General features: G+C 75.1%; 8 protein-coding genes. 4 read left to right on the forward strand and 4 right to left on the reverse strand.

Going from position 1 to position 20,138, the window contains the following annotated elements:
- Positions 1-9: 9 nt before the first annotated feature.
- Complete coding sequence (locus tag QSK32_RS21785; RefSeq protein WP_285472959.1) at positions 10-7,620, reverse strand: polyketide synthase; 7,611 nt, start codon at positions 7,618-7,620, stop codon at positions 10-12.
- Positions 7,621-7,631: 11 nt separating this feature from the next.
- Positions 7,632-11,867, reverse strand: coding sequence for a non-ribosomal peptide synthetase (locus QSK32_RS21790; protein WP_285472960.1), 4,236 nt, complete (start codon positions 11,865-11,867; stop codon positions 7,632-7,634).
- Between the two features lie 438 nt (positions 11,868-12,305).
- On the opposite strand from QSK32_RS21790, the gene QSK32_RS21795 reads away from it, so the two are divergent.
- The 4 genes from QSK32_RS21795 to QSK32_RS21810 are packed head-to-tail and all read left to right on the forward strand — an operon-like array spanning position 12,306 to position 17,375.
- Positions 12,306-14,570 (forward strand): peptidase domain-containing ABC transporter, encoded by a 2,265-nt coding sequence (locus QSK32_RS21795; RefSeq protein WP_285472961.1) that lies wholly within the window; start codon positions 12,306-12,308, stop codon positions 14,568-14,570.
- Positions 14,558-15,805, forward strand: a complete 1,248-nt coding sequence (locus tag QSK32_RS21800; protein WP_285472962.1) for a condensation domain-containing protein — start codon at positions 14,558-14,560, stop codon at positions 15,803-15,805. The genes QSK32_RS21795 and QSK32_RS21800 overlap by 13 nt, the downstream gene beginning before the upstream one ends.
- Complete coding sequence (locus QSK32_RS21805) at positions 15,805-16,020, forward strand: acyl carrier protein (RefSeq protein WP_045743584.1); 216 nt, start codon at positions 15,805-15,807, stop codon at positions 16,018-16,020. The genes QSK32_RS21800 and QSK32_RS21805 overlap by 1 nt, the downstream gene beginning before the upstream one ends.
- A complete protein-coding gene (locus QSK32_RS21810) occupies positions 16,017-17,375 on the forward strand; it encodes a class I adenylate-forming enzyme family protein (protein ID WP_285472963.1) in 1,359 nt (452 codons plus the stop codon). Before QSK32_RS21805 ends, QSK32_RS21810 begins: the two co-directional genes overlap by 4 nt.
- Positions 17,376-17,417: 42 nt before the next feature.
- Here QSK32_RS21810 and QSK32_RS21815 read toward each other — a convergent pair whose 3' ends face one another.
- Entirely contained in the window at positions 17,418-17,741 is a 324-nt protein-coding gene (locus QSK32_RS21815) for a helix-turn-helix domain-containing protein (RefSeq protein WP_083449135.1), read from the reverse strand.
- A 300-nt stretch (positions 17,742-18,041) separates the two neighbouring features.
- Positions 18,042-20,138, reverse strand: coding sequence for an iron ABC transporter permease (locus tag QSK32_RS21820; protein WP_285472964.1), 2,097 nt, complete (start codon positions 20,136-20,138; stop codon positions 18,042-18,044).

The raw sequence follows: 20,138 nt of genomic DNA on the forward strand, positions 1-20,138 counted from the left end.
CCTTCGATCTCAGTGGGCGGGTGCGCAGGCGCGCACCGCGTCGGCCATGTCGGTGAGGGTCTTGGCCTTGAGCACCGCGCGCAGCGGCACGTCGTGCCCGAGGCGGACCCGCAGGCGCGCGGCGATCCGGGTGGCGGCGAGCGAGTCGCCGCCGAGGTCGCGGAACCGGTCCTGGGGACCGATGTCCGGGTGGCCGAGGATCTCGCTCCAGACGTGGGTGAGGACCCGGGTGATGTCGTCGCCGTCCGCCGGTGCGGGTGCCGGTGCCGGTGCCGGTGCCGGCGCCGGCGCCGGGGCCGGGGCGGCGTCCGGTGCGGTCCAGCGAAGCCGGCGGTCGCCGAAGTCGGCGGCGGTCACCAGCAGGTGCGGTTCGGTGCTGCCCAGCGCCGCGCGGAAGGCCGCGAGGGCCCGGTCCACGGCGAGTTCGTGCGGTTCGCAGGGCCGGTCGCCGCCGTCGTGCCAGGTGTCCCAGCCCAGGCTCAGCCAGCGGGTGTCACCCCGCTGGGACAGGTCGGTCGCCAGAGCGTCCAGATAGGCGTTGGCCGCCGCGTAGGCGCCCAGCCCCAGGCCGCCGAGCACCGCCGACGTCGAGGAGAACAGCACGACCCGGCTGGCCTCGTGCCCGCTCAGGGCCGTCGCCAGGTTGCGCACCCCGTCGACCTTCGGCCGGAGGATCTCGGCGGTACGCGCCGGAGCGGTCTCCGCCACCGCTGTGGTCGCGGCCGCCCCGGTCACCCCGGCCGCGTGCACGACGGTGTCCAACCGCCCCCACCGGGACACCGTCGCGTCCAGCAGCGCGGTGAGGCTGTCGAGCCGGGTGACGTCGACCGCGGCGGTGAGCACCGTGCTGCCGGTGGCCCGGATCCGGTCCAGCGCGTCCCGCAGGTGCTCCCCGGTGTGCAGGGACCGTCCGGCCAGGACGATCCGCGCGTCACCCGGGCGGGCGAGCTCCTCGGCCAGGAGGAGCCCGAGCCGTCCGCCACCGCCGAGGATCACGTGGGTGCCGCCGGTGGCCGCGGCCGGGGCGGGCGGGATGTTCTCAGGCCGTACCTCCGGTGCCCAGAGGAACCGCCCGCGCAGGGCGACCTGGCCGGTCACCGTGCCGCCGGTCAACCGGCCGAGCAGGCCGGTGTCGGCGGTGTCGTCCAGGTCCACATGGACGCAGCGGGTGAGCGGATCCTCCTGCCCGATCACGGTGGCCAGGGCGGCCACCGCCGCGCCGATGGGTTCGAGACGCTCGGTGCCGGTCACGGCGAAGGCTCCCCGGCCCACCGTGACCAGCGTCTTCTCCGCTGCCGGAGCGGTGTCGCGCCAGGCCTGGTACGCCAGGGTCAGCGCCTCCGGGGTCGTCCACCCGTGCATCACCGACCGGGCCGGCACGCTGCGGAACAGCCGCCGGTGGTCGTCCGCGCTGCCGGGGTCGATCTCGAAGCTCCGGTCCCCGGTCCGGCGGAAACCGTGGCCGGGGCGGACGACGACGGTCCGCTCGCCGACGGGCAGGCGACCGTCGGTGAAGCAGAGGTCCGGCGGGGACGCGACCTCGGGAACGGCCGTCCTGGTCCACACCCGCAGGCCGAGCGTGGCACTGCCGCCGGTCACCCGCGAGGGCTCGTGCCAGTGCCGGTCCTGGGCGAACGGGTAGCCGGGCAGCGAGACCACCCGGCCGCCGCCGAGACTCGCGACCCGGTCCCAGGCGATCGGCGCCCCGGCGGTCCACAGGCTGCCGAGCCCGTCGAGCAGGGCGGCCCGCTCGTCCTTCGGGCCGCCGGCCATCAGCGTCGCCCGGGCGCCGCCGGTGCGCCGGGCGGCGGCCAGCCGGGTCAGCACCTGGCCGGGGCCGGCCTCGACGAGGACGGCGCCGGGCGGGCAGCGGTCGAGCGCGGCGTCGAAGTGGACCGGGGCGACGGCCTGACCGGCCCAGTACGCGGGGGTGGCCGCCTCGTCGCCCAGCGGCAGGCCGGTGACCGTCGAGATCACCGGGATGCCCGGCGCCGACAGGTTCATCCCGGCGGCCAGTTCCGCCAGTTCGGCGGCGGCGGGGGCCATCGCGGCGGTGTGGAAGGCCCGCCGGGCGGCCAGCCGGTGCACCGCCCAGCCGCGGTCCCGGCAGCGCCGGGCGTACCGGGCCAGCTCCACGGCGGGACCGGCGACGACGGTGTCCCGCGGACCGTTGACGGCGGCGACCGACAACCGGGCGGGCAGGCCCGCCCGGACCTCGGCGGCCGGCACGCGCAGGGCCAGCATGGCGCCGGGCGGGCAGTCCTGCATGGCCCGGCCGCGGACCGCCGTGAACCGCAGGGCGTCCTCCACCGAGAAGACCCCGGCGACCGTCGCCGCGACGATCTCGCCGACACTGTGGCCGATCGTCGCGGCCGGCCGCACACCCCAGTCCCGCAGGGTGGTGGCCAGGGCGTACATCACGGTGAACAGGGCCGGCTGGGCGTACCGGGTGGACCCCAGCAGGCGACGGCCCTCGGCGCCGGGAACCATGGCCCGGCGCACGTCGACGCCGGTCAGCGGCTCCAGGATCGCGGCGCACCGGTCGACCGTGCGCCGGAACACCGGCTCGTCCCGGTAGAGCGCGTGTCCCATCCCCGGGTACTGCACGCCCTGCCCGGGGAACAGGAACACCGTCCCGGTGCCGGCCGCCGCCGTGCCGGTGATCCAGTCGTGGTCGGCGGAGAGGCGGTAGGCCCGCTGCGGGAACCCGCGGCGCCCGGCGCGCAGGGTGTGTGCGGCGTCCGCGACCGTCGGGGACGGCGCGTCCCGCAGGACCGCGTCGAGTCGCCGGGTGAGTTCGGCACGCTGCTGCGGGGTACGCGCCGAGGCGGTCAGCAGGTACGGCCCGGGAACCGGCCGGTGCGCGGCCGGGACCGGCGGCTGCTCGATGACCATGTGCGCGTTGGTGCCGCCGACCCCGAGCGAGGAGACCGCCGCCCGGCGCACCGGGGACCGCCAGCGCCGGCGCCGGGCCGCCACCGTGAACGGTGTCCGGGTGATCCCGATCGCCGGGTTCGCCCGCCGGAAGTTGATCGTGGCGGGTACGTCACCGGTCCGGACGATCAGGGCCGCCTTGATCAGCCCGATCACCCCGGCGACGGTGTCGGTGTGCCCGGTGTTGCCCTTGACCGAACCGAGCGGGATGCGCCCGCGGGGCAGGTCCGGCGCCAGCGCGTCGTACGCCTCGGTCAGCGCCGCCACCTCGATCGGGTCGCCGAGCCGGGTGGCGGTGCCGTGCGCCTCGACGTACCCGATGTCGGCCGGGGTCAGCCCGGCGTCGGCGAGGGCCGCGCGGACGACCGCGGACTGTCCGCGCAGTCCCGGGGCGGAGAAGCCGACCTTCTCGGCGCCGTCGTTGTTGACCGCGCTGCCCCGGATGACGGCGTGGATCCGGTCGCCGTCGCGGACCGCGTCCCGCAGGCGTTTGAGCACCACGCAGCCGGCGCCACCGGTGAACACGGTGCCGTCACCGGCCGCGTCGAACGGCCGGCAGTGGCCGTCGGCGGCGACCACCCCGCCCTTCTCGTGCAGGTAGCCGTCCTCCTGGGGGACCCGCAGCGACACCGCACCGGCCAGGGCGGTGTCGCACTCGCCTGCCCGGAGGCTGCGGACCGCCAGGTGCGCGGCGACCAGGGAGGTGGAACACCCGGTCTGCACGGTGATGCTGGGCCCGGTCAGGTCGAGCTTGTAGGAGACCCGCGGGGCGAGGAAGTCCTTCTCCGCGGCGATGAGCACCTGCAGCGCCTCCAGGGTGCCGCCCAGCATCGGGGCGAGACCGGACGCCGGGTCGAGGCGGAGCCGGTCCGGCAGCAGGTTGTTCAGCAGGTACGCGTTGTGCCCGCTCCCGGCGAAGACACCGATCGGTCCGGCACCGCTGCCCGGGTCGATCGCGGCGTCCTCGAACGCCTCCCACGCGGTCTCCAGGAACACCCGGTGCTGCGGGTCGAGCAGGCGGGCCTCGGCGGTGCTGAACCCGAAGAACGCGGCGTCGAACCGGTCGTGACCGGGCACCTCGCCGTGCGCCGCGACGTAGGTGACCCCGGCCGCGGTGGCGTTCGCGGGTTCCGGGGCGGGGGAGAGCAGTTCGGTGCCGTCCAGCAGGCCCTGCCAGAAGTCCGCGGTCGTGCGGGCCCGGGGCAGCCGGCTGGCCATCCCGACGATGGCGATCGGCTCCCCGTGGTGATCCCGCTGTGCGCGGGGCCGCGGTGCCGGGGGTGCCGGGCGGCGGCGATCCAGCAGCGCCGTCTGGGCGGCGATCGTCGGGTGCCGGAAGTACTCGGCCACCGGCAGGTCGACGCCGAGACGCTGCCGGACCAGGGTGCGGACCCGCAGCAGGTGCAGCGAGTCGGCGCCGAGGTCGTGCAGGGAGGCCGCCGGGTCGATCGCCGCGACGCCGAGCACCTCGCTCCAGATCCGGGCCAGACCGTCACCGGCGGCCGGGGTGACGGCGGGTGCCCGCAGCCGCAGCCGGTCGACCTTGCCGTTCGGGGCCAGCGGCAGCGCGTCCAGGACGGTCACCGTCGACGGGACCATCACCGGGGGCAGCAGGTTGCGGACGAACCGCAGCACCACGTCGGCCAGGCCGGGGCCGGTGCCGGTCACGAACGCGGCGAGCCGGGCGCCGTCCTCGACGACCGCCGCCGCCGTTCGTACACCCGGGCAGGCCAGCAGCGCCGCCTCGACGTCACCCAGCTCGACCCGGTGCCCGCGGACCTTCACCTGGTCGTCGAGGCGTCCGTGGAAGCGGAACGACCGGTCCGCGCCGAGCGAGGCCCGGTCGCCGGTGCGGTAGAGACGCACCCCGGGCAGTTCGGCCACCCCTGCGGTGACGAACCGTTCCTCGGTCAGGTCCGGCCGGTTCAGGTAGCCCAGGGCGAGACCGGCGCCGCCGAGGCACAGTTCGCCCGGAACCCCGGGCGGTGCCAGCCGGCCCGCGGCGTCCACCACGTACGCCAGACCGTTCGCCACCGGCCGTCCGATCGGCGGGTCCCCGGGGCCGTCGTCCGCGGTGACACTCCAGGACAGCGCGTCGATGGTGGCCTCGGTCGGGCCGTACAGGTTGGTCAGCCGGGCGCCCGAGACGGCGGCGAACCGGCGGGCCAGGTCCGCGCCGAGCCGTTCGCCGCCGGCGAACACCTCCCGCAGCCCGGTGCAGGTGTCCAGGCCGCCCTCGTCGAGCAGGGCGCGCAGCAGGGTCGGGACGAGCTGCACGACGGTGATGCGCGCGTCGCGCAGCCGGGCCAGCAGCCGCCCCGGGTCGCGGTGCTCGTCGTCCCCGGCGCAGACCAGGGTGGCGCCCGCGGCGAGCGGGACGAAGAACTCCCACACCGACGCGTCGAAACTGATCGGGGTCTTCTGCAGCACCCTGTCGCCCGGCCCGACGCCGAACGCGTCCCGCATCCAGACCATGTGGTTGACGGCGGCCCGGTGCGGGATCACCACACCCTTGGGCCGGCCGGTCGACCCGGACGTGTAGATCACGTAGGCCGGGTCGTCCGGGGTGACACCGGGATCCGGGACGGTGACCGGACCTGTCGTGTCCAGGTCCACCGTCCATACCGGGACGCCCAGCCGGTCCACGGGCGTGTCCGCCAGGAGCACGGCCGGACGGCAGTCCTCGACCATCAGCCGCAGCCGTTCGGCCGGGTAGCCGGTGTCCAGCGGCACGTACGCCGCGCCCGCCTTGAGCACGCCCAGCAGGGCCACCACCAGCTCGGGGGACCGGCGTACCGCGACGCCGACCAGGCTGCCCCGGCCGATCCCGGCGGCGGCCAGGCGGGCGGCGAGCGCCGAGGCGGCCGCGTCGACGGCGTCCAGGGTGAGTTCCCGGCCCGCGCCCACCACGGCGATCCGGTGCCCGTGCGCGTCCCGTTGCTGTTCCACCAGCCCGTGCAGCAGACCGCCGCCGTCCGCGCTCGTGCCGCGGGTGTCCACGACCGCGCCGGCGGCGCTGTCGACGAACCGCCGGTCGGCGTCGCTGAGCAGCGGCAGGGCGGTCAGTGGGGCGTCCGGTGCGGCCACCGCCGCGCGCAGCCAGTGCCGGATGCGGTCATCGAGCCGGTCGGCGTCGCGTCCGGCGCCGGCGGTGCCGTCGGTCCACCAGGCGAACCGGGCCGGATCACCGGGCTCGGCGATCAGGGCGAGACGCCGCCCCGCTGCCGCCGCTCGCGCTTCGTGGCCGGGATCGAGGACCAGCAGGGGTACGCTCGCGCGGTCGTGACCCGCGAGGACCGCCAGTTCGGGGCTGCGGTCCGCCAGGTCCCGGCTCTGCGGTCCGAGCGCGGTCCGCCCGCCGACGAGTGCGGTGGTGCGGCGGACCGCGGCGCCGGCGGTGTCCGCGAGATCCGTCCGCAGCGCGGTCATCAGCCGTCCGTCGAGGACACCGTGGCTGCCCGCGGCCCGGGCGCGCAGTCCGGGGGTGCTCCACCACAACTCGGCCGGCCCGCATCCGGAGCCCTCCGCCACCACCTGCAGGGCGGTCGCCACCGCGTGGCCGGGGTGCCATCCGTGCCCGGTGATCGCGGCGAGCAGCTCCGGTTCCAGGGTGAGTGCCGTGCCGCGGGGGCCGCCGGCCCGGAACTCCGCGCGTCCGGGGAGACCGGCGGTGAGCGTACGCAGGCTGGTGAGCAGCCCGGCGAGGGCACGGCGTTCACCCGGTGCGACGGCGCGGCGCGCGTCGCGTACCCCCGCCGCCTCGGTCCCGGTCAGCGAGCGCAACCGGTCCCCGGTCTCCGGAAGGCGGCCCGGTGGCCGCACGGTCCCGGTCAGGGCGGTGAGCGGCCGCAGGACCACCGACACGTCCCGGTCGGCGGTGGCGACGATCAACCGGTCGCCGTCGGCCGCCCGCACCGTTCCGGGCGCGGCCACCGACGGCGTGTCCGTGACGCGCGGATCCGCCACGGCGAACAGCTGCCCGCCGGTGGTGAGGGCCATCGGGGCGGCAACCGGGTTGAGTGTCGGACCGAAGGTCAGCGACCGGACGAACCGGTCGACGGTCGCGGCGTCGCGGGTCCAGTCGACGACACCACCCCCGGCCGGGCGCTCCTGCAGGCTGGTGAACGTCCGGGCGGTCAGGTCCTGGGGCCGGGGGCGGACGGTGCCGTCCACCAGCCGGCCGGTGAGCTCGGCGAACGAGGCGACCGAGGCCTCGAAGCAGCGGGTGTTCAGCGTGAACGCGGTGTCGTCGCCCGTGACCGGCACGGGGTGCTGCACGAGCACGTCACCGGCGTCCAGCCGGCCGGCCAGGTCGTGCCAGGTCACGCCGTGCGTCGCGGCGCCGGCGGCGATCGACCAGGTGGTGGTGTGATAGCCGGCGTACGCCGGGAGCAGCGAGTCGTGATAGTTGATCGCCATCGTGGTGGTGGCCGCGCGGACCTGCCGGGGGATCATCCGGAAGTTGACGATGTTGAACAGGTAGTCGTGCCGGGGCGCCCCGGCGCCCGCCCGGTAGTCGCGCCACCGGGTGACCGGCAGGCCGCGGGCCGACGCCCACTCGTGCAGCGCCGGGTCCTCGGTGAGCAGACCGGTCAGAGTGTGGCCGTGGTCCAGCAGGTGTTCGGCGCAGGCGCGGGCGAGCGGGCCGTTCCCGGCGAGGTACGCGGTGAAGGTACGGGGTTCCATGGTGGTGCCCTTCAGCTCATCGAGCGCAGGTGACGGGCGAACGCGTCGCCGAGGGCCCGGGCGTCCGGCTCGCGGTGCAGGTGGTGGCTGTAGCGCAGGGTGACCGTGAGACGGCCGTCGCGCACGTACGCGATGACCTGGAACGCCTCACCGCGTGCCTCGTCCGGGCTGAACCGGCCGTCCGGGATCTCGCCGCCGCCGCCGTCGAGAGCGCCGAGGTAGTTGACGCTGATCCCGGGTGCGGGCAGCGCGTGCATCCGGCGGCGGGCGTCCGGCGCGGCGAGGTGCCGCAGCATGCCCCAGCCGTACCCGTGGCCCGGCACGTCCCGCAGTCGTTCGTGGACCGTGTCGAGCAGCGCCGCCCGGGTGCGGGCACGGGTCGGCAGGACCACCGGGTGGTCGATGGACAGCCAGCCGACGGTGCCGTGCAGATCCGTGCCGTGCAGATCCGTGCCGTGCAGATCCGTGCCGTGCTGCGGTCCGTGCCCCGGCAGCCCGTGCCGGCCGTGGTCCAGCAGCCGGACCGCGACGGCGGGCAGCGAACTCCACTCGTGGTACGCCGCGGCGAACGCGGTGAGCAGCAGTTCCCGGCTGGGCCGGACGTGCTCCGCGTTCAGGACGTACTCCAGGGTCCGGGCCGACGAGGCCAGGTTCGGCCCGCGCGGGGCGTCCGCCGGCACCGGTGGCACGTCCGGCAGGCCCAGTGACTCCCAGAACTCCACGCCGCCGGTCACCGCGGCATCCCCGGCTGCCGTGGCGACCTGACGGGCCCAGGCACTGACCGGGGTGCCCGCCGGCGCGGGGCCGTCGGTGGTCTCGCGCTGCAGCGACCGGAACGACCAAGCGTCCATCACCAGGTGGTGGGCCAGCAGCAGGACGCGGGCCGGTGCGCCGCCCGGCGGCCGGAGGATCACCGCCTTGGCGAGCGGTCCGGTGGTGATGTCGAGCGTGCGCTGCTGCCGGCGGATCTCGTCGGTGAGCGTCGTGGTGACGGCCACGGTCGCGACCTCCACCCGGGGGTGGTCGCCCATCGACTGCCGCCAGGAGCCGTGCGCAAGGTGGAAGGACAGGCGCAGCGCGTCGTGGCGTGCGGCGGCGGCGAGGAACGCGTCCGCGACGGCGTCCGGGTCGTCCACGGTGTGCAGACTCGCCAGGTTCGCCCAGTTCTGGTCGGGCCGGGGACGGGCGAAGAAGTCGTGCTGCATCGGCAGCAGCGGCACGTCCTGCCCGGCGGCGGCCGGTGCCGTCGGGGCGGCGGACGGGCTGATCACCAGGTCGGCGAGGGGGACACCGCGCAGCAGGTCGGCGGCGGACACCGTGATGCCCTCGGCGCGGGCCTGGGCCACCGCGCGGATGGCGGAGAGCGAGTCACCGCCCAATCCGGGGAAGGTGGCCCGCGGGTCGATGCCGGGCACGTTCAGCACCGCACTCCAGATCCGGGCCAGCGGGCCGGTGGCGACCGGTCCGCTGGGTTCGGCGCGGGCCACGGGCGCGGTGAGGCGCCGGCGGTCCACCTTGCCGTTGGGGGTGAGCGGCAGCGCGTCCAGCACGGTCACGGTGGCGGGCACCATCACGGCGGGCAGCCGCTCCCGGAGGAAGGGGAGCAGGTCCGCGGGGGTGCCGGTGACGAACGCGGCCAGCCGGGTGCCGGTCACGGTCACCGCCGCCGCGGTGACCTGCGGGTGCGCCGCCAGCGCCGCCTCGACCTCGCCCAGCTCGATCCGGTGGCCGCGCAGTTTCACCTGGTCGTCCGAGCGGCCGTGGAAGCGGAACAGGCCGTCGCCGCCGAGCGAGACCACGTCGCCGGTGCGGTACAGGCGGACCCCGGGAAGGTCGGCGGACCAGCCGGTGACGAAGCGTTCCGCGGTCAGCTCGGGCCGGTCCAGGTAGCCGGTGGCCAGCTGCACACCGCCGAGGCAGAGTTCGCCGCGCACCCCCGGCGGCACCAGCCGTCCCGCGCTGTCCAGCACGTACGCGGCACAGCCGGGCAGTGGCCGCCCGATCAGCGCGGCGTCGTCGACGGCCTCGATCCGGCGGGCGTTGGACCAGACGGTGGCCTCGGTCGGACCGTACACGTTGTAGATCTCGCCGCCGACGGCGTCGCGGAGATCGCGGACCAGGTCGGGGCGTACCGGTTCGCCGCCGAGCAGGAAGTGCTTGAGCCCGCGCAGGCGCTCGCGCCAGGCGGGGTCGGCGGCGATCGAGGTGGCCAGGCTCGGCGTGCACTGGAAGTGGGTGACCGGACGATCGCCGGCCGTCGTCCCGTCGACGCCCGGCGTGTGCGGGGAACCCAGCCGGACCTGGGCGCCGGCCGACAGCGGCCAGAAGAGTTCGAGCAGTGCGATGTCGAACGAGATGCTGGTGACCGCGTGGAAGACGTCCTCCGGCCCACACCCGATCAGGGTGTCGAAGGCCCGGACCACGTTGACGGCCGCGCGGTGCGGGATCACCACCCCCTTGGGGCGGCCGGTCGACCCGGACGTGTAGATCACGTATGCCGGATCGTCCGGCCCGGTGCCGGGATCCGGGACGTCCGCCGGCCCCGTCGTGTCGAGGTCCACGGTCCACAGCGGCACGTCCGGCCAGTCCACCGGCGTGTCCGCGAGGATCACGGCCGGGCGGCAGTCCTCGACCATCAGGCGCAGCCGGTCGGCCGGGTAGGCGGGGTCCAGCGGGACGTACGCGGCCCCGGCCTTCAGCACGCCGAGCAGCGCCACCACCATCTCCGGGGAGCGGCCCATCGCCACCCCGACCAGGCGACCGCGGCCGATCCCGGCGGCGGCCAGGCGGGCGGCCAGCGCGGAGGCCGCCGTGTCCACGTCGGTCAGCGACAGCCGCCGTCCGCCGCCGATCAGGGCGACGCCGTCACCGGCCACGGCTGCCCGGTGTTCCACCAGCGCGTGCAGCAGGCCGCCGCCGGCAGCGGCCGGGACCTCGGTGCCGATGAGGCGCCGGTCGGCGGCGCTGAGCGGCGACAGCTCACCGACCGCCCGCTTCGGGTCGTCGAGGGCCCGCGCGGCCAGCACCTCGACGGCGGAGAGCAGCCGCCGCACGTCACCGGCGCCCACCGCGCGGCCGTCGCGTTCGACCTGCCCGGCCAGCCGGGGCTCGGTGGCCTCCACCGCCAGGGTCAGGTCGAACTCGGCGGGCCGCGGCGGTCCCGGGATGCGGCGGGCGGTGACACCCGGCAGGTCCAGGGCGCCCGGCGGCACGTTCTGGAAGGCCAGCAGGACGCTGAACAGCGGCGTCCCGGCCCGGTCGCGTGGCGTGGCGGACGCGGCCACCACCCGGTCCCCCTCCAGCGGGCTGTGCTCCAGCGCGTCGAAGTGGGCGTCCTCGACCGTCTCGGCCAGCTCGCCGAACGACATGTCGTCGCGGACGTCGACGGCCAGCGCCAGGGTGTTCAGGAACAGCCCGATGGTGTGTTCCGCCTCGGGCCCGCGGTCCGCCACCGGATAGCCGAGAACGACCCGCCGGGCACCGTGCAGGCGGGACAGGGCGAGTGTGACCAGGGCGGCCACCACCACGAACCGGGTGGTGTCGAGGAGTTCCGCCAGCCGGGTCACCGCCTCCGTGGCCTCGGTGCCGAGGGCGAACGGCGTGGCGGGCAGCCGGGCCGGGGCGGTGTGCGCGCCGTCGAAGGCGAACGCGGCGTCGCGGCCGGACAGCAGGGTCCCGGCCCAGTAGCGTGCGTTGGCGTCCCGGACGGCCGGGTCCGGCTCGCCGGTGTGCCGCCGGGAGGGGACCGGCGGCGGCAGCGCCCTGGTACCGCCGCCGGTAGCCGATCGGTACGCGCCGGACAGCTCCGCCAGGAGCACCCCGACGGACCATCCGTCGAACACCAGGTGGTGCACGAGGATCAGCAGGACCGCGCGGTCCGGGCCCTCGAGGCGGACGTGGGCGCGCAGCAGCGGCGGCCGTCCGAGGTCGAAGGGCGCAGCGGACACCCGTTGCATCCAGCCGTCGTGGTCCTCGCCGTCGTGTGCCTCGTCGATCGTCACCGGGCAGGGCACCGGTGGCCGCACCTCCCGGACCGGCCCGCCGGCGGTGAGCCGGAATCCGGTGCGCAGCGCCTCGTGCCGGGCGATCACCGCGTCGAGGGCGATCCGCAGCGCGGCCGGGTCCAGCGGGCCGGTCAGCCGGTGCGCCACCGAGAGCATGTACGCGCACGGGTCCTCGTGCGTCTGGCTGTGCAGCCAGACCGTCCGCTGTTCCGCGGAGAGCGGGAAGGTCCCGGTGCCCGTCATTTCCCTCTCCTTACGTGCGTGAATGTCTCGGGTGAACATGAGCGAACGTAACGAGGAAATGGTGCGGGTGGAACGGTATTGCGTGAAAGGGAAATGCTGAACCGCGCAAAACTGCAGGTGGGGGCATCGTGATTGCGGGAAACGGAAGCGTTCATTGACGCCGGCGCACCGTTCGGAATACGTTTTTGGGGCACCGGAGAACGGAGCCGCAACACAGAGGATCCGGTGCGTCAATGCGGTTCCGGCACACCACTTGAGGAGTGGAAATGAACGAGCTCGACATCACCAACCTGTCCGACGAGCAGCTCGACGACATCGTCGGCGGCGCCGGCACCGTCACCCCCGACGGCTGCCCGGCTTCCTGATCCCCGCCGATAGGTGCCCCGGGAGCCGCGTGCTCCCGGGGCACCTAGGCGCCCCGTGCGAGAGGGATACCTGATGGCCCCGAGAACCCGGTTCCGCGAACGCGCGGTCGAACACCATCGCAACACCGACGGCCTGGGCGCGGTCTTCGGGCACGAGCCCGAGGAACCGGCGGCGCCCGAGACCCGGAGACGGTTCCGGCTGCTGCGCCGCGCCGGTCCGCGGGTGCCGGTGTGCCTGCAGACCCAGATCAGCGACTGCGGCCCGGCCTGCGTCGTGATGACGCTGCGCTTGCACGGGATCGAGGTCACCCTCGACGAGATCCGCTCCCGGGTCGACCCCGGCCGCAGCGGCTCCTCGGCCCGCGCGCTGCTCGACCTGCTGCGCGGGCACGGCCTCACCGCGCGGGGCGTCCGCACCGACCTGGCGGGACTCGCCCGCCTGTCTCCGGGCGCGATCCTGTTCTGGAACTTCAACCACTTCGTGGTGCTGGAACGGATGTCCGACGGCTGGGCCGACATCGTGGACCCGGCGTTCGGGCGGCGCCGGATCACCGCTGCCACTCTCTCCGAGTCGTTCACCGGGGTCGCCCTCGAGGTCGAGGCGCCGCTGCACGGGACCCGCGCGGCGAAGGCCTCCGGCGACACCCCCGCACCCTGGTCGCGCCTGCGCGCCGTACTGCCTCCGCGCGGGGAGCTGACCGGTCTGCTCGGGCTCTCCACCCTGCTGATGAGCCTGGAACTCGCCCTGCCGCTGGGCGCCGCGAGTCTGGTGCAGACGGTCCTGCCCGCCGGAGACGGGGTGACCCTGGCCGGCGCCGCGATCGCCGCCGTCGGCGTGACCGTGCTGTTCGTCGTGCTCCAGCTGACTCGGGCGTTGCTGATGGCCCGCCGTCAGGCGATCGCCGACAAGAAACTCACCTGGGGCACGGCGGCGCACCTGGTCGCCCTGCCCTACCCCTGGTTCGTCACCCGGCAGGCCGGCGACCTGGCCATGCGCGTCCGCACCAGCAGCACCCTCAACCAGGTGCTGAGCCTCACCACGATCGGATCGGCGCTGGACAGTGTGCTGATCGTCGCGTACCTGCTCGCCCTGATCGTCATCGACCCGGCGCTCGCCGCCGTCGTCGTCACACTGATCGCCGTCCAGGTCGGCGTGCTCGGCCTGACCTGGCGGCAGCAGACCGCGCTCAGCCAGGAGGTCCTGGAACGGCAGACCCGCACCCAGGACGAGCTGATGGAGTTGCTGACCAGCATCGGCACCCTGAAGGCCGCGGGCGTCGAGGGCCTGGCCGCCGAACGCTGGTCGCACACCCTGGCCCGCGAGGTGAACAAGCGCCTGCACGCGCGCCGCCGCCTGTCGGTGATGACCTCGCTCAGCCGCGGCGTCCAGTTCAGCGCGCCGCTGCTCGTGCTGCTGGCCGGTGGCGCGCGGGTGCTGGCCGGGGACACCGGCCTCGGCGGGGCTCTCGCGTTCGCCACCCTGACCATCGCCCTGTTCGTGCCGCTCGGCCGGGTCTTCGACGGCGCCACCCAGCTCGCCGCGGTCCGCCCGGCGCTGGTCAAACTGGACGACGTGCTGCGGACCGGGCCGGAGCCGCGCGGTCTGCTGGCCGGCACCGGTGTCGCCGAGCCGGGCCGGATCGCCGCCGAGGACCTGTCCTTCCGCTACCCGGGCGCCACCGCCGACGCGCTCACCGGCGTCGACCTGGCCGTCGAACCGGGACAGTTCGTCGCCGTGATCGGGCGGTCCGGATCCGGAAAATCCACCCTCGGCCTGCTCCTCGCCGGTCTCCAGCCGCCGACCGGCGGCCGGATCACGGTGGACGGTCACGACCTCGCCACCCTGGACGGGCCCACCTACCGGCGGCAGATCGGCTACGTCAACCAGGACGCCCAGTTGTTCAGCGGCACCATCCGGGAGAACATCGGCTTCGGCGTCGACGGATTCGGTCACCCCGATCTGGTACGCCACGCCGAACTCGCCCGGGTGCACCAGGAGATCCTCGCCCTGCCGATGGGGTACGACACCATCGTCGGGCCGCACGGGCACGGCCTGTCCGGCGGTCAGCGCCAGCGGGTCGTCCTCGCCCGGACGCTGGCCCGCGAGCCCCGGCTGATCATCTTCGACGAGGCCACCAGCGCGCTCGACCCGGCACTGGAACGCGAGATCTTCCAGGGGCTGCTGCGGGCCGGCATCACCGTGGTCGTCATCGCCCACCGGCTCACCGTCCTCGACGACGCCGACCGGGTCGTCGTCATGCGCGGCGGCCGGGTCGTGGAGGCCGGCGACCCGGCGAGCCTGCACGCCGACGGTACGGAGTTCGCATGCCTGACCTGACGATCCCGCTGACGTACGAGCAGGAGTGGTACGCCCGCGGGCAGCGCACCGGCACCGGGACCGGCCACCACATCCGGATCTCGTTCCGGATCGAGGGCGACCTCGACGTGGACGCGCTGGAACACTCCGCGGCCGGTTTCGTGACCCGCCACGACGCGCTGCGGATGCGGGTCGGCGCCACCGGCCAGCACGTCGAACCCGCAGCCGTGGACCGTCCGCTCCTCGTACGGCAGCGGGTGAAGGCCCGGTCGGCGGAGCAGTTCGACGCGTACGCCGGGCTGATCGCCGCCCGCGACTTCGTGGCACCGTGGGAGCCGGGCACCCCGCCGTACACGATCCGGCTGTTCAGCCGCGACGACGGGCATCACGCGCTGCTCGCCACGTTCCCGAGCCTGGTCTTCGACGGCCGGGCCCACGACCTGTTCGCGAGTCAGCTGTGGGACGGGTACGCGGGGGTTCCCGACCTGCCGGGCTCCTCGTTCGCCGAGGCGGCCGCCCAGCAGCGGCGGCCCCTCACCGACACGCAGCGGGACCGCACCCTGCGCAGCTGGCGGACCCGTCTCGCCGCCGCGGCCGCGGCGGCGCTCACCCTGGTGGACGGCCCGCTCGACCGGGCCGTGCTCGGACTGGAACTGCACGGCGACCGGGTCACCGCGCTGCGCCGCGAGTGCGACCGCTGGGGCTGCACGCTGGTGCACCGGCTGCTGGGCGCCTTCGCCACCGCCCTGACCGCGTGCACCCCGCGGGCCGACCCGGTGCTGTGGACCACCATCGACGGCCGCGCCCACACCCAGCGTCACGTCGTCGGCATGTTCACCAGCCTGGTCCCGGTGCCGGTCCGCACCACCGGCGCCACCGTGCGGGAGACCGTCGACGACGTGCGGGCCCAGCTGCTCGAGGCGCTGCGGTACTCGCGGATCACCGCGGCCCAGCGCAGCGCGGTGATGCGCGAGACCGGCGTCACCCCCGGCGCCCCGGTGGACGTCTACGTCAACATCCGGCAGTTCGCTGCCGGCCGGCACCGGGCCACCCGCGAACGGCACGGCCTGCGGGTCACCACCGACGCGTTCGCGATGCGCGGCATCACCCGGAGCAACTCGGCCGCGCTGCAACTGCGCGTCGACGAGTACCGCGACCACGTCTTCCTCACCCTCGTCAACGACGGCCGCCGGGCACCCCTGAGCCAGGCGGCGGCCGTACTCGACCATCTCGACCGTTCCCTGATCGGAGTGTGATGTCAGAATCCCGTCTCACCCAGGTGCTGCAAGCGGCCGGCGAGGTGTTCGGCGGGCCGGTCACCGCCGACGACAACTTCTTCGACCTGGGTGGTGACTCCGTCGCCGCGGTGGAGTTCGCGACCCTGCTGGAGGACGCGCGCGGCGACGAGGTCGACCCGGAACTCGTGATGGCCGCCCGGTCCCTGGCCGCGCTCGCCCGGAGCCTGCCGTGACCGGCGCCCGCCCCTACGTCTGGAGTTCCTGGGCGAGCGCCGCCGCCCAGCCGGACCGGATCGCCGTGATCGCCGGCGACGAACGGTCCACCTTCGCCGAGCTGACCACCCGGGCCGACGCGATCGCCGCCGGCCTGCAGGACCGGGGCGTCCCCGAGGGGGCCGTCCTGCTCTGCGACCTCGACACCGGACCGGACTTCTTCGCGGTGGCGCTGGCCGCGCTGCGCTACGGCTACGGCCTCTTCCCGGTCACCCGGTCCCGGCTCGCGACACCGGGCGGCGCGGCCATGGCACATCAGGCCTCGTCGGGGTACGGGATAACCGACGGCGCCCGCCGCCACCCCACCGGCGGACCGACCTGGTTCGACCACCACGAACTCGCCGCCGCGGGCGGTTCACCCGCCCCCGCCGCCCGCGCCGGTCACCTGGTCTTCAGCACGTCCGGCACCACCGGCGAACCCCAGGCCGTCGCCCGGGCCCGCCCGCGCCGACCGTACCGCGGCGTCGCCGTCCAGGAGCGTTACGGCGCCGGCCTTCATCGCGGGCCGTTCGTGATGGCCAACCCCACCTACCACCTGGGCACCCTGGGCCCGGCGCTGTACGCCCTGGACGCCGGCAGTGCCGTGGTCGTGCAACGGTCCTGGTCGCCGGGGGAGTTCGCCGAGCTGGCCGACCGGCACGCCGCGGACAGCGCGATGCTCAGCCCGGACCGGCTGCTCGACGTCGCCGAGTCGGGGATCGCCCCGCGCCGCCGCCTGGCGGTGGTCTTCCACGGTGGTGCGGCGTGCCCGCCCCGGGTGAAACGGGCCGCGCTCGACCTGCTCGGCCCGGTGCTGCACGAGTACTACGGCACGTCGCACAGCACGATGACCGAGATCGGCGCCGCGGAGTGGATGCGGCGTCCCGGGTCGGTGGGGCGCCCGCTTCCGGGCGTACAGCTGACGATCGTGCGGGACGGCCGGGAGTTGCCGGCGGGCGGGATCGGCGAGGTGGTGGTCCGCCTCCGGGCCACCGACCGGGGTTCCGCGGCGGCCCCGCCGATCCGGACCGGTGATCTGGGCCTGCTCGACAGCGACGGTTACCTGACCGTGCTCGGCCGGCTGGACGAGGACGGCGACGGCACCTCGGCCCTGCTGGAGCACCGGATCCGCCTGCTGCCCGGCGTCGCCGACGCGGCGGTGGTGGACGGTCGCTGCTACGTGGAACACGGCCGCCAGGACGGACCGGTGCCCGCGGACCGGATCGCCCGGCTCGTCGCAGAGCTGGGCCGTCCCGGACTGGAGATCGTTGCTGCCCGGGCCGGAACGCTGCCCCGGACCCCGAGCGGCAAGATCAGACGTTCCGCTCTGGCCTGAGGGCCGGGGCGGATGCCCCGGGCCCGGACCTGAACGGCAAGATCAGATGTTCGGCCCTGTCCTGACGGCCCGGGGTGGGTGCCCCGGTGTCCGGCTGTCGGCCGACCGGCCGGGCCGGGCCAGTGTGCCGAGCACGAACCCGAGCTGGAAACGGTTCGCCACCCCGAGACGGTCCATGACCGAACGCAGGATGTTCGTGACGGTCCGGGTGCTGACCCCGAGGCGTCCGGCCGCGCTCGCGTCGGTGTGCCCACCGCGCAGCAGCGCGATCAGTTGACGCTCCCGGTCGGTCAGGAAGGCGGCCCCGGCGGGCGTGCCCGGGCCCCCGGCCCCGGCCGGCTGGAAGATCTGCTGACTGATGGTCATCGAGCGGCTCCATGGTCAGTGCGCCGGAGCGGAGGCGGCCCGGCGGGATGATCCGACCGTATCGACCGGATCGTCACCCGGCGCTCGCGTCATGGACTCACCAACGTGCCAGGCAGCAAATCCCCCGCCGCAAACCGGTCATACGGTCGTCAAAGCCGCGGCTTGCTTTCATCGGCATCGCCGCTGAATGGGACCGGTGTGCCTGGTGACACCTCACGAGGGCGCCACGGCGCAGTGCTCCGGTCCCGCCGTCCAGACGACGTCGCGGGTGTCCGGATCTTGACGGTCCGGACACCCGGTTCAGCCGCGGGTACGGCGCAGCAGCCAGACGAAGTACGGCGCACCGATCATCGCGGTGACCAGCCCGGCGGCGATCTGGGACGGGGCGATCGCGGTCCGGCCCACCGTGTCGGCGACCACGACCAGCAGCGCGCCCAGCCCGGCGGCCACCGGCAGCGACCGGGAGTGCCGGGCGCCGACCAGGGCGCGCGCCGCGTGCGGGGCGACCAGGCCGACGAAGCCGAGCGCCCCGACCGCGCAGGCCGCCGCGGCGGTGAGGATCGCGGCCAGGCCCAGGAACGCGTACCGGGCCCGGTCGAGCGGCACGCCGAGCACCCGCGGGACGTCCTCGTCGAGCGAGACCAGGTCGAGGGTGCGGGAACCGGCCAGGGCCAGCGGCACCGCCACCAGCAGCGCGATCGTCACCGGGAGCAGCTGGGACGCCGACCGGCCGTACGTGGAACCGGAGAGCCAGGTCAGCGCCAGCGAGGTGTCCCACGGCGAGGAGATCACCACGGTCAGCGTGGTCAGGGCGGCCGCCGCGGCGCTGACGCCGACACCCACCAGGACGATCCGGTCCGAGGCGGTACCGCGGCGGGCCGCCAGCCGGGTGACCAGGGCGAACGTCAGCAGGGCGGCGAGGGTGGCGACACCCATCACCGGCCAGATGCCGACGCCGGGGACCAGCAGGACCACCGCGACCGCGCCGAGGCTCGCCCCGGGGGTCACGCCGAGCAGGCCGGGTTCGGCGAGCGGGTTGCGGCAGACGGCCTGCACGATGCCCCCGGCCAGGGCCAGCGCGGCACCGCCGAGCAGCGCGGCGAGAACCCGCGGCCAGCGCTGGTCCAGGACGAACGTGACCTGCCGCCCGGCCGCCCCGCTGATCCAGTTCGCGACGTCGCCGAGCAGCACCATCCGGTCGCCGAGCAGCAGCGCGGTGACGGTGGCGGCGACCAGGGCGACGCCGAGGACGGTGCCGACCGCGGCGGTCCAGCGGGTGGACCGGACGGTCCCGCGGGTGCCGCGGGACGTGTCGCCGGCGGCCGGCCCGCCGTCGCGCAGCTTGCGGGCCAGCTGGACGAGCAGCACCGCACCGGCCAGCGAGGTGATCACCCCGGTGGGGACGGCGATGGACAGGTCCTTGGGGACGAACATCCGCAGCAGCACGTCGGCGGCGACGACCACCAGCGCGCCGACGACACCGGCGAACGGGACGACCAGGGCGTGCGGTCCCATGCCGGGGATGCGGCGGGCCACGATGCGGGCGATGACCGGACCGCACAGTCCGACGAAGCCGATCGGCCCGGCGACGGTGACGGCCGTCGCGGCCAGCATCACGGCGAGCAGGACGGACAGCACGCGGGTGTTGCGCACGTCGACGCCGAGCACGCGGGCGGTGTCGTCGCCGAGGCCGAGGACGTCGAGGCGGTGCGCCAGCAGCCACATGCCGAGCAGCCCGGCGGCGACCAGCGGCGCAGCGAACTGCACCTTCGCCATGCCGGACTGGACGGTGCTGCCCGCGCCCCACGCGAAGAGACCGACGGTGTTCTGCTGGAAGAGCATCAGCAGCACCGACGTGAACGAGTTGAGGGCCAGCGCGACGGCCGAGCCGGCCAGCACGAGCCGGGCCGGGCCGGCGGCGCCACCTCGGGCCACCACCAGGACCAGGCTCGCGGCCAGCAGGCCGCCGGCGAAGGCGACCAGGCCGCCCAGGGCGAACGGCAGCGTCACGCCGAAGGCCGCGACGGCGACGACCGCCACGTACGCGCCGGCGTTGACGGCCAGGGTGTCCGGTGCGGCGAGCGGGTTGCGGGCCACCGACTGCAGCAGCGCGCCGGCGACACCGACGGCGAGGCCGACCAGCAGGGCGGCGAACAGGCGGGGCACCCGGCTGGCGACCATCACGGCGACGGTCTGTTCGCCGGCGTCACTGGTGCCGGGCAGGAACGCGCGGACCAGTTCGCCGAGGCCGAGGTCGGCGGAACCCTGGGTGAGGTGCACGCCCGACAGGAGCAGGAGCAGCGCGAGAGCGGCGCCGAAGGCGACCACCGGGCCGGCCACACGGCCGGCCCGGGAGGTGCCCGTCGCGCCGGGCGGCGCGACGGAGGTGACGACCAT

Origin of the sequence: Actinoplanes sp. NBRC 101535, from assembly GCF_030269225.1 — a bacterium.
In the GTDB taxonomy this organism is placed as follows: Bacteria; Actinomycetota; Actinomycetes; order Mycobacteriales; family Micromonosporaceae; genus Actinoplanes; species Actinoplanes rectilineatus.

Coding starts and splice junctions, on each gene's coding strand:
- QSK32_RS21785 (WP_285472959.1), bottom strand. CDS start 7,620: ATGGAACCCCGTACCTTCACCGCGTACCTCGCCGGGAACGGCCCGCTC.
- QSK32_RS21790 (WP_285472960.1), bottom strand. CDS start 11,867: ATGACGGGCACCGGGACCTTCCCGCTCTCCGCGGAACAGCGGACGGTC.
- QSK32_RS21795 (WP_285472961.1), top strand. CDS start 12,306: ATGGCCCCGAGAACCCGGTTCCGCGAACGCGCGGTCGAACACCATCGC.
- QSK32_RS21800 (WP_285472962.1), top strand. CDS start 14,558: ATGCCTGACCTGACGATCCCGCTGACGTACGAGCAGGAGTGGTACGCC.
- QSK32_RS21805 (WP_045743584.1), top strand. CDS start 15,805: ATGTCAGAATCCCGTCTCACCCAGGTGCTGCAAGCGGCCGGCGAGGTG.
- QSK32_RS21815 (WP_083449135.1), bottom strand. CDS start 17,741: ATGACCATCAGTCAGCAGATCTTCCAGCCGGCCGGGGCCGGGGGCCCG.
- QSK32_RS21820 (WP_285472964.1), bottom strand. CDS start 20,138: ATGGTCGTCACCTCCGTCGCGCCGCCCGGCGCGACGGGCACCTCCCGG.